Raw genomic sequence first — 20,817 nt, forward strand, 5'->3', positions numbered from 1 at the left:
ACAGGCCTCCTTCAGGATTCAGATGACAAGATGGGGCGGGTGCCGACAATGGACAACCCGTATGCATCAAGGCCAAGGTATTTCGTTTCCGGCGAGTCGGTGAGCAGGATCAGCTCTTCCACGCCCAGTTTATTGAGGATCTGAGCCCCCAGACCGGTTTGTTTGATGGTGCGGGGCCCATCCTCTTCGGCGGCATAAAGCGCGTTGCGGGGCTGCCGGAACAGACAGACAATCCCGCGCCCCTCTTCGGCCACCAGCTGCATCGCTTTCGGCAATTCACCCGCAGGCTTCGGGCCCAGCCCCAGTAGGTCAGAAGCCTCGTGCAGAACATGGGTCCGCGTCAGGACCGGCCCCGGTGTCGTGATGTCGCCCTTGATCAGAACCACATGCTCCACGTCGTGGGTCTGGTCGGTAAACAGCCGCATCTCCCAGTCGCCGCCGTATTCGGAGGACACCGTGGAGCGCCCGGTTTCATCCACAAGGTTGTCATTCCTGGTCCGGTAGGAGATCAGATCGGAGATCGTGCCGATCTTCATGTCGTGGGTCTTTGCAAACTCCACCAGATCCGGCAGGCGCGCCATGGTGCCGTCTTCTTTCATGATCTCGCAGATCACGCCCGCAGGCTTCAACCCCGCCAGACGGGAGATATCGACCGCCGCTTCGGTATGGCCTGCCCGCACCAATACCCCGCCGCGCTTTGCCCGCAGTGGAAACACATGGCCGGGGGTCGCGAGGCTGGTCATCGCGTTTTGCTCATTGATGGCCGTGGCCACGGTCAGCGCCCGGTCGGCGGCTGAAATTCCGGTCGACACCCCTTCGCGCGCTTCGATGGAGACGGTAAAGGCCGTCTCGTGTCGCGACGAATTGTTCACGGCCATCATCGGCAATCCAAGACGGTCGATCCGCTCCGCAGTCATCGGCAGGCAGATCAGCCCGCGCCCGTGCGTCGCCATGAAATTGATCGCCTCCGCATCCGCGAATTCAGCAGCGATCACCAGATCGCCCTCGTTTTCACGGTCCTCATGGTCCACCAGGATATACATCCGCCCTTTGCGAGCCTCTTCGATGATATCCTCGATGGGACTGATGGCTTCCCGCAATTCGGCTTCGACGGGACCGGGCGTTTCATAGCTCATGGGCGGCAGGTCTTTCGCTGGTGAGGACACGCGGCGCAGGCAATGCCCGTCCACGACAAAGTTTGTGCAAGCCGAAATAGACCACGAAGGGCGCAAATACCAGCCCTGCACAGGGCACCGGCAGGGACGTCACCGGCACTCATTCTGTGCGTGTCTGCACCATCGCCACCGCCCTGCCCGTTCACTGCGCGCGCCTGAGGGCAATGCGGCGGCGGCATCTGGAATCTTCCGTCGGGCATACGGGCGCGCCCTTGCCTCCCTGCTCCCCCTGACCTGAGCTCACCTGTCCCCGGCTTTCCGGCCCCGGTCAGCGACCGGCCCCGTTGCGGAAATACTCCGCCGCACTCAGATAGGCCGCCGCACGTCCGGCGGTGCTCCATTCATGCTCCAGCGGGGCATCCCCGATGACCACAACCGCAGAGCCCGACAGACCACGCGCATGGATGATCCCCTGCACCGCCTCCCGGATGTGACCCCAGCCGTCGGTAAAGACCGGCGCCTGCCCCGTTGCATCCAGGACCGGGTTGGCCTCGGCCACATGCTCCGGCCGCAGCGGGCGATGCGCCAGCGCAAGACGTCCGGCCCCGACCACCTTTTCCAAAGCCTCCGCCTCCCTCTCAGGCATCTCAGCGCGACCAAAGAGCTGCAGCGCATTGGAGGAAAACAACAGCCCCAGCACGTCCCGCCCCGACGTCTGACGCACTTTTGCGTAGGTTTTGTAGTCCATACCCAGCTCCGCTGCCCGCTTGAGCCGCATCTGCAACACCAGTTTCGGGATAGTATTGGGCATCAGCTTCTTCTGCGCGGAGCGCCACGCATACGTCCGCCAGACCTTTCCCGGCTCCATACTCGGCCCACCGTTATGTCCCAACCCAGCCACGACAGTCATCTAGAGGCTCTCCTGCAGGCGCGCCACATAGCGTGCCAATGTGTCGATCTCGAGGTTGACGCGATCCCCCAGCGTCACATCGCCCCAGGTGGTCACCTCTTTGGTGTGTGGTATGAAATTGATCCCGAACTCGCGTCCCTCCACCTCATTCACCGTCAACGAGGTGCCGTTCAACGCGACCGATCCCTTCGGCGCGATGAACCTGGCAAGGTCCTCCGGCGCCCGCAGCGTGACGCGGGTGCTGTCGCCCTCATCGCGCAGCCCCACGACCTCGGCCACGCCATCCACATGCCCCGAGACGATATGGCCGCCCAGCTCATCGCCGACCTTCAGCGCACGTTCCAGGTTCACCCGCTTCCCCACAACCCAGGTATCGAGGTTGGTCTTTGACACCGTCTCGGCTGAGATCTGGACATCGTACCAATCCGCGCCCAGCGCCACGACCGTCAGACAGACCCCGTCCGACGCGATAGAGGCCCCCATGTCTATGCTGTCGGTGTCATAGGCGGTCTGGATACGGGCGCGCAGATCGCCCTCCTGCTCCAGCGCGATGAGGGTGCCGACATCGGTGATGATCCCGGTGAACATGGGCTGTCTCCTTCGAATTTCCGCGCCGCATTGGACGCACCGTTTGCCCAGAGCTAGCCCTTGGCCGCGCCCGGCTCAAGAGCGCGCTTGCCGTGGTGAAGCATCTGGTCATAGTTTGGCCCTAGAACAGGTGGAAATTGACCGGATCTCCGCCACCTCTTTCAGCACGCGACCAAAGGACCGCCGCCGAGATGCCCCCGCCTTCCGCCGACACGCGCAGCTTTTTGTTCCTGCAAGGTCCGCACGGACCGTTTTTTGCCGCGCTCGCGCGCCTTTTGCGATCGGCGGGCTGTCGGGTCCATCGCGTCGGCTTCAACACCGGTGACCGGGTCTTCTGGACCGACCGGCAAAGCTACATCCCCTACAGGGGGGCGCCTGACGACTGGCCTGCGCGGTTTGCCGAATTGCTGGATGTGCATGATGTGACCGATATCGTCCTTTATGGCGATACACGTCCGGTTCATGCCCGGGCGACAGAGATCGCGCGCAGCCGCGGCGTGACCGTCCACGTCTTTGAAGAAGGCTACCTCCGGCCCTATTGGGTCACCTACGAACGGGGCGGCTCCAACGGCCATTCCCGCCTGATGCAGATGCAGGTCGCCGACATGGAGCAGACCCTCGCCCGCAGTGAGCTGGACATGCCACTGCCACCGGCCCATTGGGGCGATACCCGGCAACATGTGATCTACGGCGCGCTCTATCACTGGTTCGTCATGTTCTGGAACCGGGGCTACCGCAGCTTTCGCCCGCATCGGGCGTTGCCGGTCACCCGAGAATTTCAGCTCTACCTGCGTCGTCTCCTGATGATGCCGATGCACGCGCTTGACCGCCGCATTGCCACCGCGCGCATTCGAAACGGCGGTTTTCCCTACCATCTGGCGCTGTTGCAGCTGGAACATGACAGCGCCTTTCAGGCCCACTCCCCTTTTTCCACTATGACGGATTTTCTGGACACCGTGATCACCGATTTCGCTGCCAGCGCGCCGACGCATCACCATCTGGTGTTCAAGGCGCATCCGCTGGAAGACGGCCGCGTGCCGCTGCGCCGTGATCTGAAGCGTATCGCCCGCGCCCATGGCGTCAGCGACAGGGTCCACTACGTGCGGGGTGGCAAGCTGGCCCAGCTTCTGAACGAAGCGCGCACGGCCGTGACCGTGAACTCCACCGCGGGCCAGCAAGTGCTCTGGCGCGGCCTGCCGCTCAAGGTCTTCGGCAAGGCCGTCTATGACAAGCCCGAATTCGTCTCCACCCAGCCCCTCACGGAGTTCTTTACCGCGCCGGCCCGCCCGGACGGACGCGCCTACAAACAGTATCGCCGGTATCTTCTGGAAACATCGCAGCTGCCCGGCGGATTTTATTCCCGCTCCGGGCGCAGACAGTTGTTGCGGCAGGTCGTCGACATGATGCTGGCAGCCGAGGATCCCTATGACGCGTTCCTCGCCGGAACAGCAGCGCCACGGCAACACTTGCGTGCCGTGACCTGAGCCACAGTGCACAGGTCTCTGGATTTTTTCCGAACACTCGGTTAATTTGCTGGCAAAACTTGAGGCAAAATAAAAACAGGTCGAGGAGACCGAGCAGTGAAACCCATGCATTTTCGATGGGCGCGCCCCGTGGCATTGCTGACGGCAGTTGCCCTTGCGGCGTCCTGCGGGCTGCCCAAGGTTGGCCCAAGCAAACGTCAGATTTTTGCGGGATCCGTTCAAAAACAAGGCGATGCCTTTGTTGTATCCGTCAATGACCGCGTCGCCCTTGCCACCGCCGTTGTGCCGGCGCTCGGGTTTTCGGACTCTTTCGCCAATGCGTCGGTGCTGACATCGGACATCATCCGGCCCGGCGACATTCTCGGGCTGACCATCTGGGAAAACGTCGATGACGGCCTGCTTGCCAGCGCCGGGGCAAATGCGACGGCCCTCGAAGAAGTGCAGGTTGACGGGGCCGGATACATATTCGTGCCCTACGCCGGCCGGGTGCGGGCCTCGGGCAACACGCCCGAACAGCTGCGCGAAGCGATCACCGAAAAGCTGGAGGATCAAACACCGGATCCGCAGGTTCAGGTCCGTCGCCTCGCCGGGGATGGCGCCACCGTGAGCCTGACCGGAGCCGTCGGCGGTCAGGGGGTCTACCCGATCGAGCGCCCGACGCGGACGCTGTCGACCATGCTGGCGCGCGCCGGTGGCATCGCAATCGAGCCGGAAATCGCGCAGGTTACCATTATCCGGGGCCAGCAGACCGGCACCGTGTGGTTCGAGGATCTCTATGACAACCCGCAGCTTGATATTGCGCTGCGCAATGGCGACAAGATCCTTGTCGAGGCCGATACACGCGCCTTTACCGCCCTTGGCGCCACCGCTGCTCAGGCCCGCGTGCCCTTCGAGAGCCAGAACCTCTCTGCGCTGGAGGCCATCGCGCAGGTTGGTGGCCTGATTGCCACCGCGTCCGACCCCACCGGCGTGTTTGTCTTCCGCAACGAAGCGGCGGAGATTTCAAATCAGGTCCTGGGACGCAACGATCTGATCGGTGCCCAGCGGATGGTCTATGTGCTGAACCTCACCCAGCCGAACGGGTTGTTCATCGCCCGCGATTTCGTGATCCGGGACGGCGATACCATCTATGTGACCGAGGCGCCCTATGCGCAGTGGACCAAGACCCTGTCGCTGCTGTTCAGCCCCCTCTCCACAGCGGCAAGCATTGACACGCTCTTCGGTGCCGACTGATCTCTCATGATGCAAAGGCCGAAGCCGCATCCTGACACCACACAAACCGGGAGCTCTCGCTCCCGGCTTTTTGTGTACAATAGCGGGTTTTTATTCCAGCAGCGGGTGCGGCGCATTCTGCAGCTCGCCGGCTATGATATTCGTCTTGGCCGCCCGAAAGACGGCGACTTCGTCGGCATATGGGGGGATTCTCCCACTGCACATCGCGGCAAGAAGGTCGCCGAAGCCCACCACGCGGCGATGATCCGGGTTGAGGATGCTTTCCTGCGCTCGGTCCATCCAGGGCGCAGCGGGGAGCCGCCGCTTGGGTTGCTGATCGATCGCACCGGGGTGCATTTCAATCCGCATCTGTCCAGCGACCTTGTGATCATGCTGAAGACGGATCCACTGGACGACAGCCACCTGATGCGGCGTGCACGGGATGCAATGGCCCGCCTGCAGGACGCACATCTCAGCAAATACAACGCCTTCCACCCTCAGGTGCCGGTGCCGGATCCCGGTTATGTCCTGGTCGTTGACCAATTGCGCGGCGATGCCTCCGTCAAGGCGTCAGTGCCGTTTCCGGGGGCCGATCAGGGCCGGTTTCAAGAGATGCTTGCCTTTGCGCAGGAGGAACATCCCGGCGCGCGCATCCTGATCAAGACCCACCCGGAGACGGTGCGCGGCCACCGGCCCGGGTATTTCAGCGCCCGTGATGCCACTGGTCGGGTGGAGCTGTTCGATGCCCCGGTGTCGCCGCATCTCCTGCTGGAGGGGGCGGTCGGGGTCTATACAGTGTCGTCGCAGCTGGGGTTCGAAGCGATCCTCGCGGGGCATAAACCGCGGATCTTCGGCCAGCCGTTCTATGCCGGTTGGGGCCTGACAGAGGATGAATTTCCACCGCAGGGGCGCACCCGCAAGCTGACCCGGGCCCAGCTTTTTGCCGCTGCAATGATCCAGTATCCCACCTGGTATGACCCCTACAACGATCAGCTCTGCGAGGTGGAACAGGTGATTGATGCACTGGAGGCACAGGTGCGGGCCTGGCGCGAGGACCGCGTTGGCTGGGCCGCCTCCGGGATCAGTTTGTGGAAACGCAAACCTTTGCAGAAGTTTTTTGGCCAGCACGTTCGCATGCGCTTCACTGAAAGTGCGCAGACAGCCCGCAAGAGCGGCAAGTCCTGGATGGTCTGGGCCAGCAAGGCGACCGAGGCACATGCAGGGGCCTGGAACCTGGAGGATGGTTTTTTACGTTCAAAAGGTCTCGGGGCGCAGCTTGTCCCGCCCCTGTCTCTGGCGCTGGACCGGCAGGGGATCTATTACGACCCCACTCGTCACAATGATCTGGACGATCTGATCCGCGCCCGCGCGACACTGACCCCGCAGCAGGAAAGGCGGATCGAAGCCTTGGTGATGCGTTTGATCAAGCACGAAATCACAAAATACAACATTGGTGGCGACCTGCCGGAGCTCCCCAAAGGGCATCGTATTTTGGTGCCCGGCCAGGTCGAAGATGACGCCTCGATCCGGCTTGGCACCGGCAAGATCAATACCAATATGAAGCTGCTGCAAGCGGTGCGCGCGGCCCGTCCGAAGGCCGTTATCATCTACAAACCTCATCCGGATGTCGAAGCCGGATTGCGCAAGGGAGAGCTGCGGTCGGTTGAAACCTGGGCGGATGTGATCGCGGTGCGCGCCAATCCGGCCGCCCTGATCGATTCCGTTGACGAAGTCTGGACCATGACCTCGCTTCTCGGGTTCGAGGCTTTGCTGCGGCGGGTGCCTGTGACCTGTGTCGGGCTGCCGTTTTATGCCGGGTGGGGGCTGACGCAAGACCGGCTGCAGGCCCCACACTGGCGGGACGCAAAGCCTGGTATACTCGGGCTGGCCTATGCCGCGCTCATTGACTATCCGCGGTATTTCGATCCCATCTCCGGACTTCCCTGTCCGCCGGAAGTGGCGGTGGATCGGTTGATCAACGGCGACCTGCCGCAACCGGGCCAGCTTAATCGAAGCCTGTCGAAGCTGCAGGGGCTCCTGGCCAGCTCCGTCCGTCTTTGGCGCGGATGAAGGATGCGAGGCGCTGCCTCGCGCTCCGAGGTATTTTCAAAAGATGAAACCAGAGCCGAAATCGCTGCTGTGATCATGTGACCGAATGCGCGTGGTCTTCGGCGCATTGGCAGCCTTTTCCACGTCAGCGGAAGGCGGTTCAGGAAATCGTCTAGCTTTGAGGGCGTTTCCAGCGATGCAGGATATCGGCGCCGATGGTGCGGGTCTCGATCAGGTCAAACCGCGGAGCGTCCGGCAAGGCCCCAATCCCCAATGCGCCGATTGAGGGCAGCCCCTCGGCGCCAATCGCAACACCGGCCGTGAAGCCGACCAGCTCATCCACCAGATCATGGGCCAACAACGTTGCGGCCAGCGCGCTGCCACCCTCGCAGAATACACGCGTCATGCCCACCTGCCCCAGTTGCTGCAACACGTCATGCGGGTCGAGCTGCGTGCCCAACGCCCCACAGGACAGGAGAGTGGCGCCGACCCCTTCCCATGCGCGGATACGCTCTGCATCGGCACTGTGACCGTGGCAGAGAAAAAGCGGCACATCGCGTGCCGAACGGGCCAGGCTGCTCATCAGCGGCAAGTCGAGATGACGTGACACGACCACCCGCGCGGGCTGGGCCTCGATGCCGAGGTCACGCACGGTCAGGCTGGGATCGTCCGCCCGGGCCGTCCCCGCGCCGACCATCACCGCGTCATGGCGGGCGCGCATGGCGTGTACAGCCCGGCGGGCTTCGGGGCCGGTGATCCATTTGCTCTGCCCGGAGCCCGTCGCAATGCGGCCATCGAAGCTGGCGGCCAGCTTGAGGGTTACAAACGGCCGTCCCTGTTCTGTCCTGAGGAAGAATCCCTCGTGGTCGAACCCGGCCTCATCCATGCAAACGCCGGTGGTGACTTTTATGCCCGCCGCGCGCAACATCGCAAACCCCTGACCGCTGACACGTGGGTCACTGTCGCCAATCGCGGCCACCACGCGTGCGACACCTGCATCAATCAAAGCCTGCGCGCAGGGCGGGGTCTGGCCGGTATGGGCGCAGGGTTCGAGGCTGACATAGGCCGTGGCACCCTCAGCAGCCGGCCCGGCCTGAGCCAGGGCCACGGCCTCTGCGTGCGGCCTGCCACCGGGTTGGGTCCAGCCGCGTCCGACAACCCGCCCCGAGCGCACAATGACGCATCCGACCGCAGGATTGGGCCAGGTTCGCCCCTGCCCTCTGCGCCCGAGCGACAGGGCCATCGCCATGAAGCGATCATCACTCTGGGTCATGGGTTCAGACCTTTCCCTGCACGTCAGATCCGCAGATCAGCTGTCAGGCTGGACCGGTGGACGCAACTCGTGCACAAAATCCTCGAAATCGTCGGCCGCCTGGAAGTTTTTATAGACGCTGGCAAAGCGCACATAGGCCACCGTATCGATCCGGGCCAGCGCTTCCATCGCGATTTCGCCGATCATCTTGGAGCGGATATCGGTTTCCCCCATGCTCTCAAGCCGTCGCACGATGCCGGAGATCATCTGATCGATCCGCTCCGGATCTACCGGGCGTTTCTGCATGGAGATCCGGATGGAGCGTTCCAGCTTGTCGCGGTCGAAATCCTCCCGCTTGCCGTTGGATTTTATCACCACCAGATCCCGCAGCTGGACCCGTTCATAGGTGGTGAAGCGCCCACCGCAGGCCGGACAGGACCGGCGCCGACGAATAGAGACGTGATCCTCTGCCGGGCGTGAATCCTTCACTTGGGTATCGACATTTCCGCAAAACGGGCAGCGCATCCGCGGGCTCCCTTCCCTGACACAAAATCGCTCTAGTGCGCAGCCTTGCGCATTTATCCACAACTATAGGGGAGCTGCTAGAGTTTGGGTAGAGGGGAATTGCCACCGCAACACCTTGGCCTGCGGGGCGTGCAGCGGGCTAGGCAAGATGCGCGAAGACCCTGCGCTGATGCGGGGCATTGCGGTGTTCGAAGAGATAGATCCCCTGCCAGGTGCCCAGCACTGGCCGCCCGTCCGAGATTGGGAGCGACAGGCTCAGCGGCAGCATTGCCGCCTTGATATGGGCCGGCATATCGTCCGGCCCCTCATAGGTATGACGCAGATAGGCCATCGACGGATCGCTGGAGGGCGGCACCAAACGGGCGAAATATGCGAGCAGGTCATCGCGGACCTCGGGATCGGCGTTCTCCTGCACCAGCAAAGAGCAGGACGTATGGCGCACAAACAGCGTGAGCAGCCCGGCCTCCACCTGCGATTGAGCGACCCAATCGCACAGCAGCCGCGTGAATTCGTAGAGCCCCTGCCCCTGTGTCTCGATCGTGAACTCGTGCTGCGGCATGCTTCGGCGGTCCTAGAAGAAGAGCAGCGGTTCAACTTCGTGACAGAAGCCCTCGGCGGTGGAGAGGCTGAAGGCGTCACCGGGTTTGAAGCCATAGGCGCGGCGTATGAGCGGATAGCCCTCCGCGCGCGGAATTTCGTCGAGGGTGAAGGTCACCGCATCGATACGGCCGCTGACGACGCTGTCCGCCCGCCCCTTCTGGACGTAGATCATCTGCGACCACCCCGCCCCAAGGCGCCGCCGCGCGAAATCAGCAGCGGTGCACCAATAGGACGCACCATTGGCGCCGATCTGCGGCACCACCTCAAAGCTGCGCGCATCCAGCGCATAGACCCGAGCCTGCGTGCGTGGAGCATAGAAATCCGCCTGTGCTCCGGTACTGGGCAGCTCGGTGCAGGCCGCCAGTCCTGACAGACCGATCAGGGCAGTACAGGCGAGGCGGTTGAAAACGCTGGAGATCGGCATCAGGGGCATCCTTCGTTGGCTCCCGCTGATGTAGGCCGTTCACGTGAGCGGAACAAGTCTTCGACTGGCGCGGAGAAGCCGGATCAGGAAGAAAGCTCTGAACCGCGCGGGCGAAACGGGATGATCTCGGCGGATTGACCGCGCCCCAAGGTCTCCTCCAGAAGCTGCAGCGCGCTGGCATTGGGTTTGAGCCCGCCGTCCGGCCGATAGATGGCCCGCGCCTTGGCCCGCAGCATTTCACGGGTTTCCTGTGGGCTCATGCGGGTCAGCTCTTGTTCATGCTCGCGCATTGCCGAGACAAGAAAGGAGTTCACCTCCGTCATCGTTTCCAGCGCATCCAGCTGCTTGTCCAATGCGGTCATGGCACGCGTCAACTCGTTACGTCCGCTCATCGTCACCCCCGGTTCTGTCTGGTCAAAGCGATCACACTCACCCAGGACAGGATAATTCTTTGAAAACTTTATTCAACACGCAGATTGGCCGGTTGGTTAACACCAAAAGGCGCAGACCCGTTCCCGGCACGCGAGACCGGAGGTTCAGGCGCGACATGATTTGGTAGACCTGGGCCGCTGGGAGAAGGAACGAAAAAGCGCCCCGAACTCAATCCGGGGCGCCTTTGAAACCTTGGTCTGATGCAGGCGGAGCCAGCCCGGAAAACCGGGGGCCGCCTTGGGTGCTATTGGTCGAGGAAGCTGCGCAGTTTGCGCGACCGGCTCGGGTGTTTCAGCTTGCGCAGGGCCTTGGCCTCGATCTGACGGATACGCTCACGGGTCACCGAGAACTGCTGGCCCACTTCTTCCAGCGTGTGGTCGGTGTTCATGCCAATGCCAAACCGCATCCGCAAAACACGCTCCTCGCGGGGGGTCAGGCTCGCCAGAACCCGGGTGGTGGTTTCCTTGAGGTTTTCCTGAATGGCGCTGTCCAGCGGCAGCACAGCATTCTTGTCCTCGATGAAATCGCCCAGCTGGCTGTCTTCTTCGTCGCCAATCGGCGTTTCCAGAGAGATCGGCTCCTTGGCGATCTTCATCACCTTGCGGACTTTTTCCAGCGGCATCTGCAGCTTTTCAGCCAGCTCTTCCGGCGTCGGCTCGCGGCCGATCTCATGCAGCATCTGGCGCCCGGTCCGGACCAGTTTGTTGATCGTCTCGATCATGTGAACCGGGATCCGGATAGTCCGGGCCTGATCCGCAATCGAGCGGGTGATCGCCTGACGGATCCACCATGTGGCATAGGTCGAGAATTTGTACCCGCGACGGTATTCGAACTTGTCCACCGCCTTCATCAGGCCGATGTTGCCTTCCTGAATGAGATCCAGGAACTGCAGGCCGCGGTTAGTGTATTTCTTGGCGATCGAAATCACGAGACGCAAGTTCGCCTCGACCATTTCCTTCTTCGCCTGACGGGCTTCTTTTTCGCCTTTTTGCACCTGCTGCACGATACGGCGGAATTCCGAAATATCGAGACCCACGTATTGGCCGACCTGCGCCATATCTGCCCGCAGTTCTTCGACCTTCTCGGTGGAGCGTTCGATGAACATCTGCCAGCCCCGACCCGGCTTTTCCCCCATATCGGACAACCAGTTGGGGTCCAGCTCGCGTCCCCGGTAGGCGTCAACGAACTCCTTGCGGTTGATCCGGGCCTGATCGGCGAGTTTGACCATCGCGCTGTCGATCTGCATCACACGGCGGTTGATGCCATAGAGCTGGTCAATCAGGGCTTCGATCCGGTTGTTGTGAAGATGCAGCCCGTTCACCAGCTCCACGATCTCGGAGCGCAGCTGCTGATACTTGGCTTCATCCGACGCCGAGAAGGAGCCATCCTCATTCAGCGTTGCCGAGATCCGCAGATCCTGCATTTCCGACAACATCGCGAAATCATTGGAAATCCGTTCCAGAGTTTCCAGAACGCGGTCCTTCAGCGCGGCCTCCATGGCAGCGAGGGACATATTGGCCTGATCGTCCTCATCCTCATCATCGTCATTGTTGAGGATCGGGTTGCCGTCGGCGTCCAGCTCGGGACTGTCTTCTTTGCTTTTCTCCGGCGTGGCGGCACTTACCGCCGACGGATCGACCACCGGCTGTTCGACGCCACCTTCTTCGTCCATCTGATTGCCAAAGGTGGCTTCCAGATCGATCACATCCCGCAACAGGATGTCTTCGGACAGAAGTTCGTCGTGCCAGATCGTAATCGCCTGAAAGGTCAAGGGGCTCTCACAGAGCCCAAGGATCATCGTGTTGCGACCCGCCTCGATGCGCTTGGCGATGGCAATTTCGCCTTCGCGCGACAGCAATTCGACGGACCCCATCTCGCGCAGATACATCCGCACCGGATCATCGGTACGATCGAGTTTTTCGGCCTGCGCGCCCGCGACAGAGACTTCGCGATTGGTCTCGGCAGAGACCAGTTCGGTGGAGCCTTTGTTCTCCTCTTCCTCGGCCTCTTCGTCCTCGATGATGTTGATGCCCATCTCCGACAGCATGGACATGACATCCTCGATCTGTTCGGAGGAGACCTGATCCGGCGGCAGAACCTGATTGAGCTGATCGTAGGTGATGTAGCCCTTCTCACGGGCTTCGGCGATCATCTTCTTGACCTGGGCCTGGCTCATGTCGAGCGAAATTTCGGCGTCCTGATCGTCAGGCTTGCGGTCATCAGTATCTTTGGCGGCCATTCATTGCTCCTCTAAGGGGCTGCGGGCGATTCGGGTGGATCGAATCATTAGTGCGGTCTTGTGATTCGTCACCCCGTTTACCCAATTTTTCTTTGCGCTTCTTTAGCAAAACGTCATTTCGCGGCGTGGCGGCCACAGTCGGGCACGTCAGAACCGCTTCCATTCAGTTATTTTTCGCTGAAGCCGATTCGGTTGAGCAGGGCGCCAAAGGCATCGCGCTCATCCCTGTTGAGCCGCGCACCGTTCTCGCCCACATCATATGTCGCCTTGTCCTCATTCTCGCTGCGAACAGCCCGGTTGCGGGCCTCTGCCGCCTGACGCAACCGCCAGGTCAGGGCCTCATCGGCGAGACTATCCAGATCCTCCTCGGCCTCCGCCAGTTCAGCATTGAGCCCCGCCATGCTCTCGAGTTTCGCGAATTCCTCGGCCAGAGTGAGGCTGGCCATTTCCAGATCGCCGGGTTTGCGCACGCAGGGACTGATTGCCACATGGCGCAGGGCCATCAGGTTTTCAAGGGCATCAGGCCCGAGAGCATACGTAATTTCATCGCGAAGTCGCTCTGGTGCATCAATGCCGTGACGCAATACGAGGTCACGCAGGTGGGCATGATCGGGATCCCGGCACTGCATGCGTTCGAGGTTGATCTCGAACTCCGGGATGACGGTCGGCGTTGTCAGGGCCGTGGCCAGGATCACGGCCTCACGCACCCGGGCAAAGTCCTGATCCTCGGCCGCGGCCACGATCGATGACCGCGTGGTCGCGCGCGGCGATGGCGGCGCCGCCCATGGCATGCGGGCGCCATCGCGAAACCCGCTCTGGGATCGGGAGCGCGGTTTGTATCCCCCCTGACGTGTCTCATAGCCGGAGCCCCCCTGCCGCGCGCCGCCCCGGTTGCCCCGAAAGAGCTGGAACCGCAGTTCCTTGAGATCCTCGGCATAGTGCTGGCGAATTGACGGATCGCGGATCAGCTTGATCTTCTCACGCAACGACTTGTCCAGCGCGGCCTTGCGTTCGGGGCTGTCAAAGACCCGGCCTTCGGTTTCTCGCTGCCACAACAGCCGCACCATCGGGATCGCCTGATCCAACACCGTCTGCACGGCCCCGGCCCCTTCCGCGCGGATCAGATCGTCAGGATCCTTGCCGTCGGGCATGACGGCAAACCGCAGGGACTTGCCCGCTTCCAGCAAGGGCAGCGCCATGTCAATCAGACGCATCGCCGCCCGCACGCCGGCCGTGTCACCATCCAGCGCGATGATCGGCTCATCCGAAATCCGCCACAGCAATTGCAGCTGGCTGTCGGTGACGGCTGTTCCCAGCGGAGCCACAGAAGACGCGAACCCCGCCTCGGACAGCGCAATCACATCCATGTAGCCTTCCGCCACCACCAATGTGCTGCCGCGTCCGGAGGCCGCACGCGCAGGGCCGTGGTTATACAGGTTGCGCCCCTTGTCGAACAGCTCCGTCTCGGGCGAGTTCAGATATTTGGCGTTGTCGTTCGGATCCATCGCCCGCCCGCCAAAGGCAATGGCCCGCCCCCGCGCATCGCGGATCGGAAACATGATCCGGTTGCGAAACGTATCATAGGGTTTCTTGCCCTTGCTCGAAGGCTTTGCCAGCCCCGCCCCAAGGATCAGATCATCAGCGACGCCCTTGCCTTTCAAGGCATCCCAAAGATGCTGCCAGCCATCAGGCGCAAAACCGATTTCCCAGCGCTCCAGCGCCTCAGCACTCAGTCCCCGCCGCGACAGATAGGCCCGCGCCTCGCTTGCCGCCTGCGTGTTCAGCTGGAGGCGGAAAAACCGCACCGCCTGCTCCATGACGTCCGCAAGCTGCGTGCGCCGATCCTGCTTCTCGGCCGCCTTCGGATCACGTTTCGGCATCTCCAGCCCGGCTTCGCCCGCGAGGATTTCCACCGCCTCCATGAAAGAGACATTCTCGGTCTCCTGCACGAATTTCAGGGCATCTCCCTTGGCGTGACAGCCAAAGCAGTAGTAAAATCCCTTGCGGTCATCCACATGAAAAGACGCCGTTTTCTCGTGATGGAACGGACAGGGCGACCACAGGTCTCCCTTGCCTGGCTGGCTCTTGCGCTGGTCCCACATGACCTTTCGCCCGACAACGTCAGACAGGCTGACGCGGGTGCGCAGTTCATCCAGGAATCCAGGAGGCAGAGACATATCGGGGTCCGATCAATCAGGCACTTCAGTTGTCGGCAAGGTTCTTCTTCATGGTCTGGATCTGCTCCCAGTTCTCAAGACATTGCGCCTCGAACACCTCTCCGAGGTCATATTGTTTCAGATCGCGCCGCTTCATCTGATAGACATGCGCTGTCAGTTGCGGAATGGCATTGGAGAAATTTGCAGGCCAGTCCGGCGATGTCGCACGGATCGTATCCTCGACCTGGGCCTGCGGCACCCGGTCCAGCCGCGCCTGCTGTACGGCGGACATCACCTGGCCCTGGTATTTGCAGCTGTCCTCCTTGCCGAGATCGGCGTCAGCCAGAACAGATGTGGCACTCAGGGGCGCCGCCACAAGCGCGGCAGCAAGGATCTTGCGGATCATAGATCAGCTCCGGAATCAGTTTCGAGATTCCTGCCAATCTAGCCCCGTGCCGCCACGGCTTCCATGGCTGTTTTGACATCGTGAACAAGCGTTTCGGCGAACGAGCGGAACACCATGATTTGAAAGGATTTTGCTGACACCCGCGTGAGCGACGCCATCATGTGCCGCAGTTCGGTGCGCGCCGTATGGCCCGGTTGGAACACCCGAGGGCGCAGATCCACCGGCACCAGACGGGCCAACACATCCTCTGCCCGGTCGCCGTCCAGCCGCACCACGGCCCAGCCATCGCTGATATCGGTCAACGCCGCGTGCGCCGCCAACCCGGGCTGGGCGTCGGGCCCCATCAACACCGCCTGCCTCCGACCGAACCAAACCGCGCGCGCCTCCCCGGAGCCAGTGGTCCGGTTCGGGGCCGGAAAGGCCAGCCCATGCGCCGCGTCCATCGCCGCGCTCAGGGCCGCCTCCTGCCCCGCGTAGGGCGCAATCAGCGTCAATGTGGTTGGCGGCTCCTCGCGCAGGGTAAAACCGCCGACGGTCGCGGGCAGCAGCCCCTCACAGGGAGATTTCGCACTCAGATCATCCACGGACACGCCCTCCCTCAGGATCAAAAAACACCGGGTTCACAACCTCGCACAGCGTATCAATGCCCCGCGTGTGATCGACCAGCCGGACGGTGTCTCCCATCCGGTCCCGTCCGGCCGACAGCATGGCCAACCCGATCATGTGACCCAGCGTCGGCGAGAACCCGACCGAGGTCACATACCCCAGATCATTGACCCGCTCGACCGAGGCGTCGGGGTCAAACAGATGCGCCCCGGCACTGATGTCCTGGGCCGCGCCCGCAGGCTTGAGCCCGACAAGCTGCATCCGGTCTTCATCCATCAAGCCTGCACGCTCCGACAGAGCCTTGCCCCAGCATGACTTTTTCTTTGATATCAGCCCCTGCATGCCAAGGTCAAAAGCCGTCACAGTTCCGTTGATTTCTGCGTGGGTGATGAACCCCTTCTCGATCCGCAGAACATTGAGCGCCTCCATACCATATGCCCCACCGCCAAGGCGCTCGGCCTGCGCGACCAGCGCCCGGTAAAGCGCATCGCCGTAGCGCGCCGGAACGGCGATCTCATAGGCGTGCTCGCCCGAAAAGGAGATCCGGAACAAGCGGCCCCGGACCCCTTTGACCGTGATCTCGCCGCAGGCCATGAACGGCCAGCTGTCGCCATTCACTGTTTCCTCGACCAATCCGTCAACGAGTGCGCGCGCCTTGGGGCCCGCGATGGCAAACTGCGCCCAATGATCCGTCACCGAGGTGAACCGCACATCAAGATCGGGACGGACAACTTGGGTCAGAAACTCCAGATGTGCCATGACCTGTCCCGCCGCTGCGGTGGTGGTGGTCATGACGTAGTGATCCTCGCCCAGCCGCGCGGTGGTGCCATCATCCATGACAAAACCATCCTCGCGCAGCATCAAACCATAGCGGACCCGGCCGATTTTCAGGGTGGAGAACATGTTGGTATAGACCAGATCCAGCAGTCTGGCCGCATCGCGCCCCTTGATGTCGATCTTGCCGAGCGTCGAGACATCGCAGACGCCCACCGCATTGCGCACCATCATGACCTCGCGATCACAGGACTGCCGCCAGTTCGTCTCCCCCTGCTTGGGGAAATAGCTGGCCCGATACCAGAGCCCCACCTCGGTGTTGGACGCGCCCTGCTCCAATCCCGCCGCGTGGCTTGTCAGGTAGCGCCGTGGCTTGAACCCCTGCCCTTCGCCCCCCGCTCCCATCGCGGCAATCGAGGTCGGCACGAAAGGAGGGCGGAAGCTGGTGACTCCCGTCTCTGGAATGCTGCGACCGGTTGCATCGGCCAGCACCGCAAGGGCCGCCACGTTGGAATTCTTGCCCTGATCTGTCGCCATTCCCTGTGTGGTGTAGCGCTTCATATGCTCCACCGAGCGGAAATTTTCCGTCGCGGCCTGAGTGACGTCCTTGACCGTGACATCATTCTGGAAATCCAGCCACGCGCGCCCCTTGCCCGGCACGGCCCAAAGCGGGCTGATCCGATAGACCTCCTCCGAGGCCACCGGCAGAGGCGGCACCTGTGCTTTCAGACCGAGATCTGCCAGAGCGGCCCTTGCAGCCGCCGCCCCTTCGCGCAGGGCACCGCCGGTGGAGAAGACACCATTGGCCGCCCCGGCCACCTGCATCCCCGGCACCACCCCGGCAACCGGCACAAAGGCCGCCAGCTCCCGGTTCCAGCGGGGGCGTCCATTCATGTGACAGGTCAGATGGACCGACGGGTTCCAGCCCCCGGACATCGCGAGGCAATCTGTCTGGATTTTCTCCTCACCCCGAACGCTGCGCACGGTGACGCTCTGCAGTCGGCGGCGCCCGGCCGTATCACAAACCACGGCCCCCTTGATCACCGGAAAGCCGGTGCCATCCGGCGCATCGTGGCGGCTGTCGACCACAGCGGTCACATGGACCCCGGCGGCCAGCAGATCGCGGGCGGTCCGATGGGCGTCGTCATTATTGGCAAAAACCGTGATCCGCTCCCCCGCTGCCACGCCCCACCGGTTGAGATATGCGCGCACGGCACCTGCGGTCATGATCCCCGGTCGGTCATTGTTGGGAAATGCAACCGGTCGCTCGATTGCCCCTGCCGCCAGCACCGACGCCTTGGCTGCGATCCGCCAGAAACACTCACGCGGACGGTGCGCGGTCTTCAGTGATTGACTTGGTGGCAAGTGATGCGACACCCGCTCCAGCGCCGAAAATGTGCCCTGATCATAGGCGCCCGTGATCGCCGTGCGGGTCATCAGGCGGACGTTGTCCAGCGCCTCCAACTCGGCAATCACCTCTGCCGCCCAGACATGGGCAGGCCTGCCATCGATTTCTTCAACCTCAGCCAGCAAGCGCCCGCCCATGCGGCTGTCCTCTTCCGCGAGGATGACATCGGCACCCGCGCGCGCGCCAGTCAGTGCCGCCATCAGCCCCGCAGGCCCCGATCCGATCACCAGAAGATCGCAAAACGCAAAGGCTTTCTCATAGACGTCCGTATTGGGTGTTCCGGACAAAGCACCCAGCCCCGCAGCGCGGCGAATGATGGGCTCATAGAGCTTTTCCCAAAACGGCGCGGGCCACATGAAGGTCTTGTAGTAAAATCCTGCCCCCAGAAAGGGTGCGGCCAGATCGTTTACGGCCATCACGTCCCGGTCCACGGAAGGCCAGCAGTTCTGACTGCGCGCCACCAGCCCTTCGAATATGTCCTGCTGGGTCGCCCGGATATTGGGATCCCCCGCCGCGCCTTCACCAACGGTCACAAGGGCATTGGGCTCTTCCGATCCTGCGGTCAGTATGCCCCGCGGACGGTGATACTTGAACGATCGCGCGACCAGATGCACATCATTTGCCAGCAGAGCCGAGGCCAGCGTATCGCCTTCCACTCCCATATAGTGTTTGCCGTTGAACGAAAAACTGACCGGACGATTTCCCATCCCATGCCCCAGGCCCGAGATCCTCATGGCTCCACCTCCGTTTCCGGCGCAGGCATCGCAAGATCCGCATCCTCAGCCAGGACCGACCCAAGCATCTCATGGGTTGCGGTGTTCCGGGTGACCTGAACCCAGGCGCCACAGCCCATCTCGTGATGCCAAAGCTCGGCCAACGACCCGGCCGGATTCAGACGCAGGTGAACCTGAGCGTGCCAGGCCTCGATCCCGGCCTCCAGTGCCGGCGCTCCAAGCGCGGCACCCCGATATGTGAACTCGCGACGATCCCGCTCGCCGCAGATCGGACAGGTGATCCTCATGACCGGCGCCCTTTCATCTTTTCCCAAATACCTCCGCCGGAGGCTCCTGTGACCCGCGCCAGACGCTCAGTGCAGATTATGTTGCGCACCGGTTCCCTCCTCATCCATCAGCCCATAGCCGCTGCGAAACCGATCCAGCCGGAACCGGGCGGCAGCTTCATGCGGGCGATCCGTGGCGATCAGATGGGCAAAGCAGTGGCCCGAGGCCGGTGTTGCCTTGAACCCGCCATAGCACCAGCCGGCGTTCAGATAGAGCCCCTCGACAGGCGTGTGATCAATAATGGGCGACCCGTCGGGCGTCATATCCATAATCCCTCCCCAGCTCCGCAGCAGCCGTGCCTTGGTCAGGGCGGGCACCATTGCCGCGATGGTTTCCATCGTATGTTCCGCCATCGGCAGGTTCCCGCGCGCCGCGTAGGAGCTGTAGAAATCCAGATAGCTGCCGAACACCAGCCCCCCCTTGTCGGATTGGCTGATGTAGAGATGCCCCTCGGCAAAGGTCACCACATGGTCGAGCACCGGCTTCAGACCTTCCGATACAAACGCCTGCAAAACATGGCTCTCGACCGGCAGGGTCAGCCCCGCCATTGCCGCCACCTGTCCGGAACGTCCCGCAGCCGCCAGCGCGACTTTTCTGGCCCGGATCGGACCGCGCGCGGTCTGAACCCCCACGACCCTGCCGCCCTCTACATCGATACCTGTGACTTCACAATTCTTGATCAGGTCCACACCGAACTGATCCGCAGCGCGCGCATAGCCCCAGGCGACCGCATCATGGCGCGCGGTCCCGGCGCGGCGCTGCAGCAGCGCGCCCATGATCGGAAACCGATTGTTGTCATAGTTGAGAAACGGCACCAGCTTCTTCAATTCATCTCGGTAGAGAATCTCGGCATCATCGCCCTGATTGACGATCGCATTGGCCCGGCGGATGGTCGCATCGCGCTGTCCGTCGTTGTGAAACAGATTGAGAATGCCGCGCTGCGACATCATCGCATTGTAGTTGAGATCCTGCTCCAACCCCTCCCACAGCTTCAGGGAGTGCGAATAAAACTCCGAATTGCCCGGCAGATAGTAGTTCGCACGCACGATGGTGGTGTTGCGGCCAACATTGCCGCCCCCAAGGTAGCCCTTTTCCAGCACGGCGATATTGCGAAGCCCATGCTCCTTGGCGAGGTAATATGCGGTGGCAAGCCCGTGTCCACCGCCGCCAATGATCACCACATCGTAATCCCGCTTTGGTTCAGGGTCGCGCCAATGGGGGCCCCAGCCCTTGTTGCCCGTCAGCCCTTCCTTCAGCACCCGCCAGCCTGAAAATCGCATGGCTCATCTCCCCAAGCTCTGTTCCTGTCGCCCTCTCGCCCCGCAAAACTGTCGCACTGCAAAACTGTCGCACTGCAACACTGTCGCACTGCAACACTGTCACACTGTCATACGGTCACGCTTGACAGGGCAGATCCGCTTTGAGCTCAGTGCTAGCTGGTTTGCCCTGAGGCTCCTAGCCCTGAACGTCAAAGTTCGGCAGTGTTTTGTGCAGATGGCCACGAACTGGGCATTTCTGTCTAGTTCGATTTACGACAAGCAAGCGGTCTTTTCGACAGGTTTCACTCAATGGGCAA

At 62.2% G+C, this 20,817-nt stretch carries 18 protein-coding genes; 3 read left to right on the top strand and 15 right to left on the bottom strand.

Annotation, left to right across the window (positions count from 1 at the left end):
* Positions 1-11: 11 nt before the first annotated feature.
* From ribB to FGE21_RS12945, 3 genes are all read right to left on the bottom strand, one after another.
* Positions 12-1,136 carry a 3,4-dihydroxy-2-butanone-4-phosphate synthase gene (gene ribB / locus FGE21_RS12935; protein ID WP_139663721.1) on the bottom strand — a complete coding sequence of 375 codons (1,125 nt, stop codon included), beginning with the start codon at positions 1,134-1,136 and terminating at the stop codon, positions 12-14.
* Positions 1,137-1,443: 307 nt separating this feature from the next.
* On the bottom strand, positions 1,444-1,926 hold the full coding sequence (locus FGE21_RS12940) for a hypothetical protein (RefSeq protein ID WP_255731572.1): 483 nt from the start codon (positions 1,924-1,926) through the stop codon (positions 1,444-1,446).
* Positions 1,927-2,025: 99 nt separating this feature from the next.
* A complete protein-coding gene (locus FGE21_RS12945; protein WP_139663723.1) occupies positions 2,026-2,613 on the bottom strand; it encodes a riboflavin synthase in 588 nt (195 codons plus the stop codon).
* 191 nt (positions 2,614-2,804) lie between these two features.
* On the opposite strand from FGE21_RS12945, the gene FGE21_RS12950 reads away from it, so the two are divergent.
* The 3 genes from FGE21_RS12950 (at position 2,805) to FGE21_RS12960 (ending at position 7,379) form a co-directional block, all read left to right on the top strand.
* Positions 2,805-4,097, top strand: coding sequence for a capsule biosynthesis protein (locus FGE21_RS12950; protein ID WP_139663724.1), 1,293 nt, complete (start codon positions 2,805-2,807; stop codon positions 4,095-4,097).
* A gap of 105 nt (positions 4,098-4,202) precedes the next feature.
* Positions 4,203-5,330, top strand: a complete 1,128-nt coding sequence (locus FGE21_RS12955) for a polysaccharide biosynthesis/export family protein (protein ID WP_139663725.1) — start codon at positions 4,203-4,205, stop codon at positions 5,328-5,330.
* A 6-nt stretch (positions 5,331-5,336) separates the two neighbouring features.
* Positions 5,337-7,379 (top strand): capsular polysaccharide biosynthesis protein, encoded by a 2,043-nt coding sequence (locus tag FGE21_RS12960; RefSeq protein WP_139663726.1) that lies wholly within the window; start codon positions 5,337-5,339, stop codon positions 7,377-7,379.
* Between the two features lie 151 nt (positions 7,380-7,530).
* Here FGE21_RS12960 and ribD read toward each other — a convergent pair whose 3' ends face one another.
* The 12 genes from ribD to FGE21_RS13020 form a co-directional block, all read right to left on the bottom strand.
* A complete protein-coding gene (gene ribD / locus FGE21_RS12965) occupies positions 7,531-8,631 on the bottom strand; it encodes a bifunctional diaminohydroxyphosphoribosylaminopyrimidine deaminase/5-amino-6-(5-phosphoribosylamino)uracil reductase RibD (RefSeq protein WP_255731573.1) in 1,101 nt (366 codons plus the stop codon).
* 36 nt (positions 8,632-8,667) lie between these two features.
* Complete coding sequence (nrdR, locus tag FGE21_RS12970) at positions 8,668-9,135, bottom strand: transcriptional regulator NrdR (protein WP_139663727.1); 468 nt, start codon at positions 9,133-9,135, stop codon at positions 8,668-8,670.
* A gap of 139 nt (positions 9,136-9,274) precedes the next feature.
* Complete coding sequence (locus FGE21_RS12975) at positions 9,275-9,694, bottom strand: secondary thiamine-phosphate synthase enzyme YjbQ (protein ID WP_139663728.1); 420 nt, start codon at positions 9,692-9,694, stop codon at positions 9,275-9,277.
* A gap of 12 nt (positions 9,695-9,706) precedes the next feature.
* Positions 9,707-10,159, bottom strand: coding sequence for a hypothetical protein (locus FGE21_RS12980; RefSeq protein ID WP_139663729.1), 453 nt, complete (start codon positions 10,157-10,159; stop codon positions 9,707-9,709).
* An 83-nt stretch (positions 10,160-10,242) separates the two neighbouring features.
* A complete protein-coding gene (locus FGE21_RS12985; RefSeq protein WP_255731574.1) occupies positions 10,243-10,551 on the bottom strand; it encodes a hypothetical protein in 309 nt (102 codons plus the stop codon).
* Between the two features lie 284 nt (positions 10,552-10,835).
* On the bottom strand, positions 10,836-12,830 hold the full coding sequence (gene rpoD, locus FGE21_RS12990) for an RNA polymerase sigma factor RpoD (protein WP_139663730.1): 1,995 nt from the start codon (positions 12,828-12,830) through the stop codon (positions 10,836-10,838).
* Positions 12,831-12,997: 167 nt separating this feature from the next.
* Entirely contained in the window at positions 12,998-15,007 is a 2,010-nt protein-coding gene (gene dnaG, locus FGE21_RS12995; protein ID WP_139663731.1) for a DNA primase, read from the bottom strand.
* A gap of 25 nt (positions 15,008-15,032) precedes the next feature.
* Positions 15,033-15,392: a hypothetical protein gene (locus tag FGE21_RS13000; RefSeq protein WP_139663732.1), complete on the bottom strand. Its 360-nt coding sequence runs from the start codon at positions 15,390-15,392 to the stop codon at positions 15,033-15,035.
* A gap of 38 nt (positions 15,393-15,430) precedes the next feature.
* The gene (locus tag FGE21_RS13005) at positions 15,431-15,976 is read right to left on the bottom strand and encodes a sarcosine oxidase subunit gamma (protein WP_139663733.1); all 546 of its coding nucleotides are present in this window, start codon (positions 15,974-15,976) and stop codon (positions 15,431-15,433) included.
* Entirely contained in the window at positions 15,969-18,914 is a 2,946-nt protein-coding gene (locus FGE21_RS13010) for a sarcosine oxidase subunit alpha family protein (protein WP_139663734.1), read from the bottom strand. The genes FGE21_RS13005 and FGE21_RS13010 overlap by 8 nt, the downstream gene beginning before the upstream one ends.
* Positions 18,911-19,201, bottom strand: coding sequence for a sarcosine oxidase subunit delta (locus FGE21_RS13015; RefSeq protein WP_139663735.1), 291 nt, complete (start codon positions 19,199-19,201; stop codon positions 18,911-18,913). The genes FGE21_RS13010 and FGE21_RS13015 overlap by 4 nt, the downstream gene beginning before the upstream one ends.
* Before the next feature lie 66 nt (positions 19,202-19,267).
* Positions 19,268-20,521, bottom strand: a complete 1,254-nt coding sequence (locus FGE21_RS13020; RefSeq protein ID WP_139663736.1) for a sarcosine oxidase subunit beta family protein — start codon at positions 20,519-20,521, stop codon at positions 19,268-19,270.
* Positions 20,522-20,817 lie beyond the last annotated feature (296 nt).

The organism is Phaeobacter sp. B1627, assembly GCF_006265095.1.
Taxonomy (GTDB): Bacteria; Pseudomonadota; Alphaproteobacteria; order Rhodobacterales; family Rhodobacteraceae; genus Epibacterium.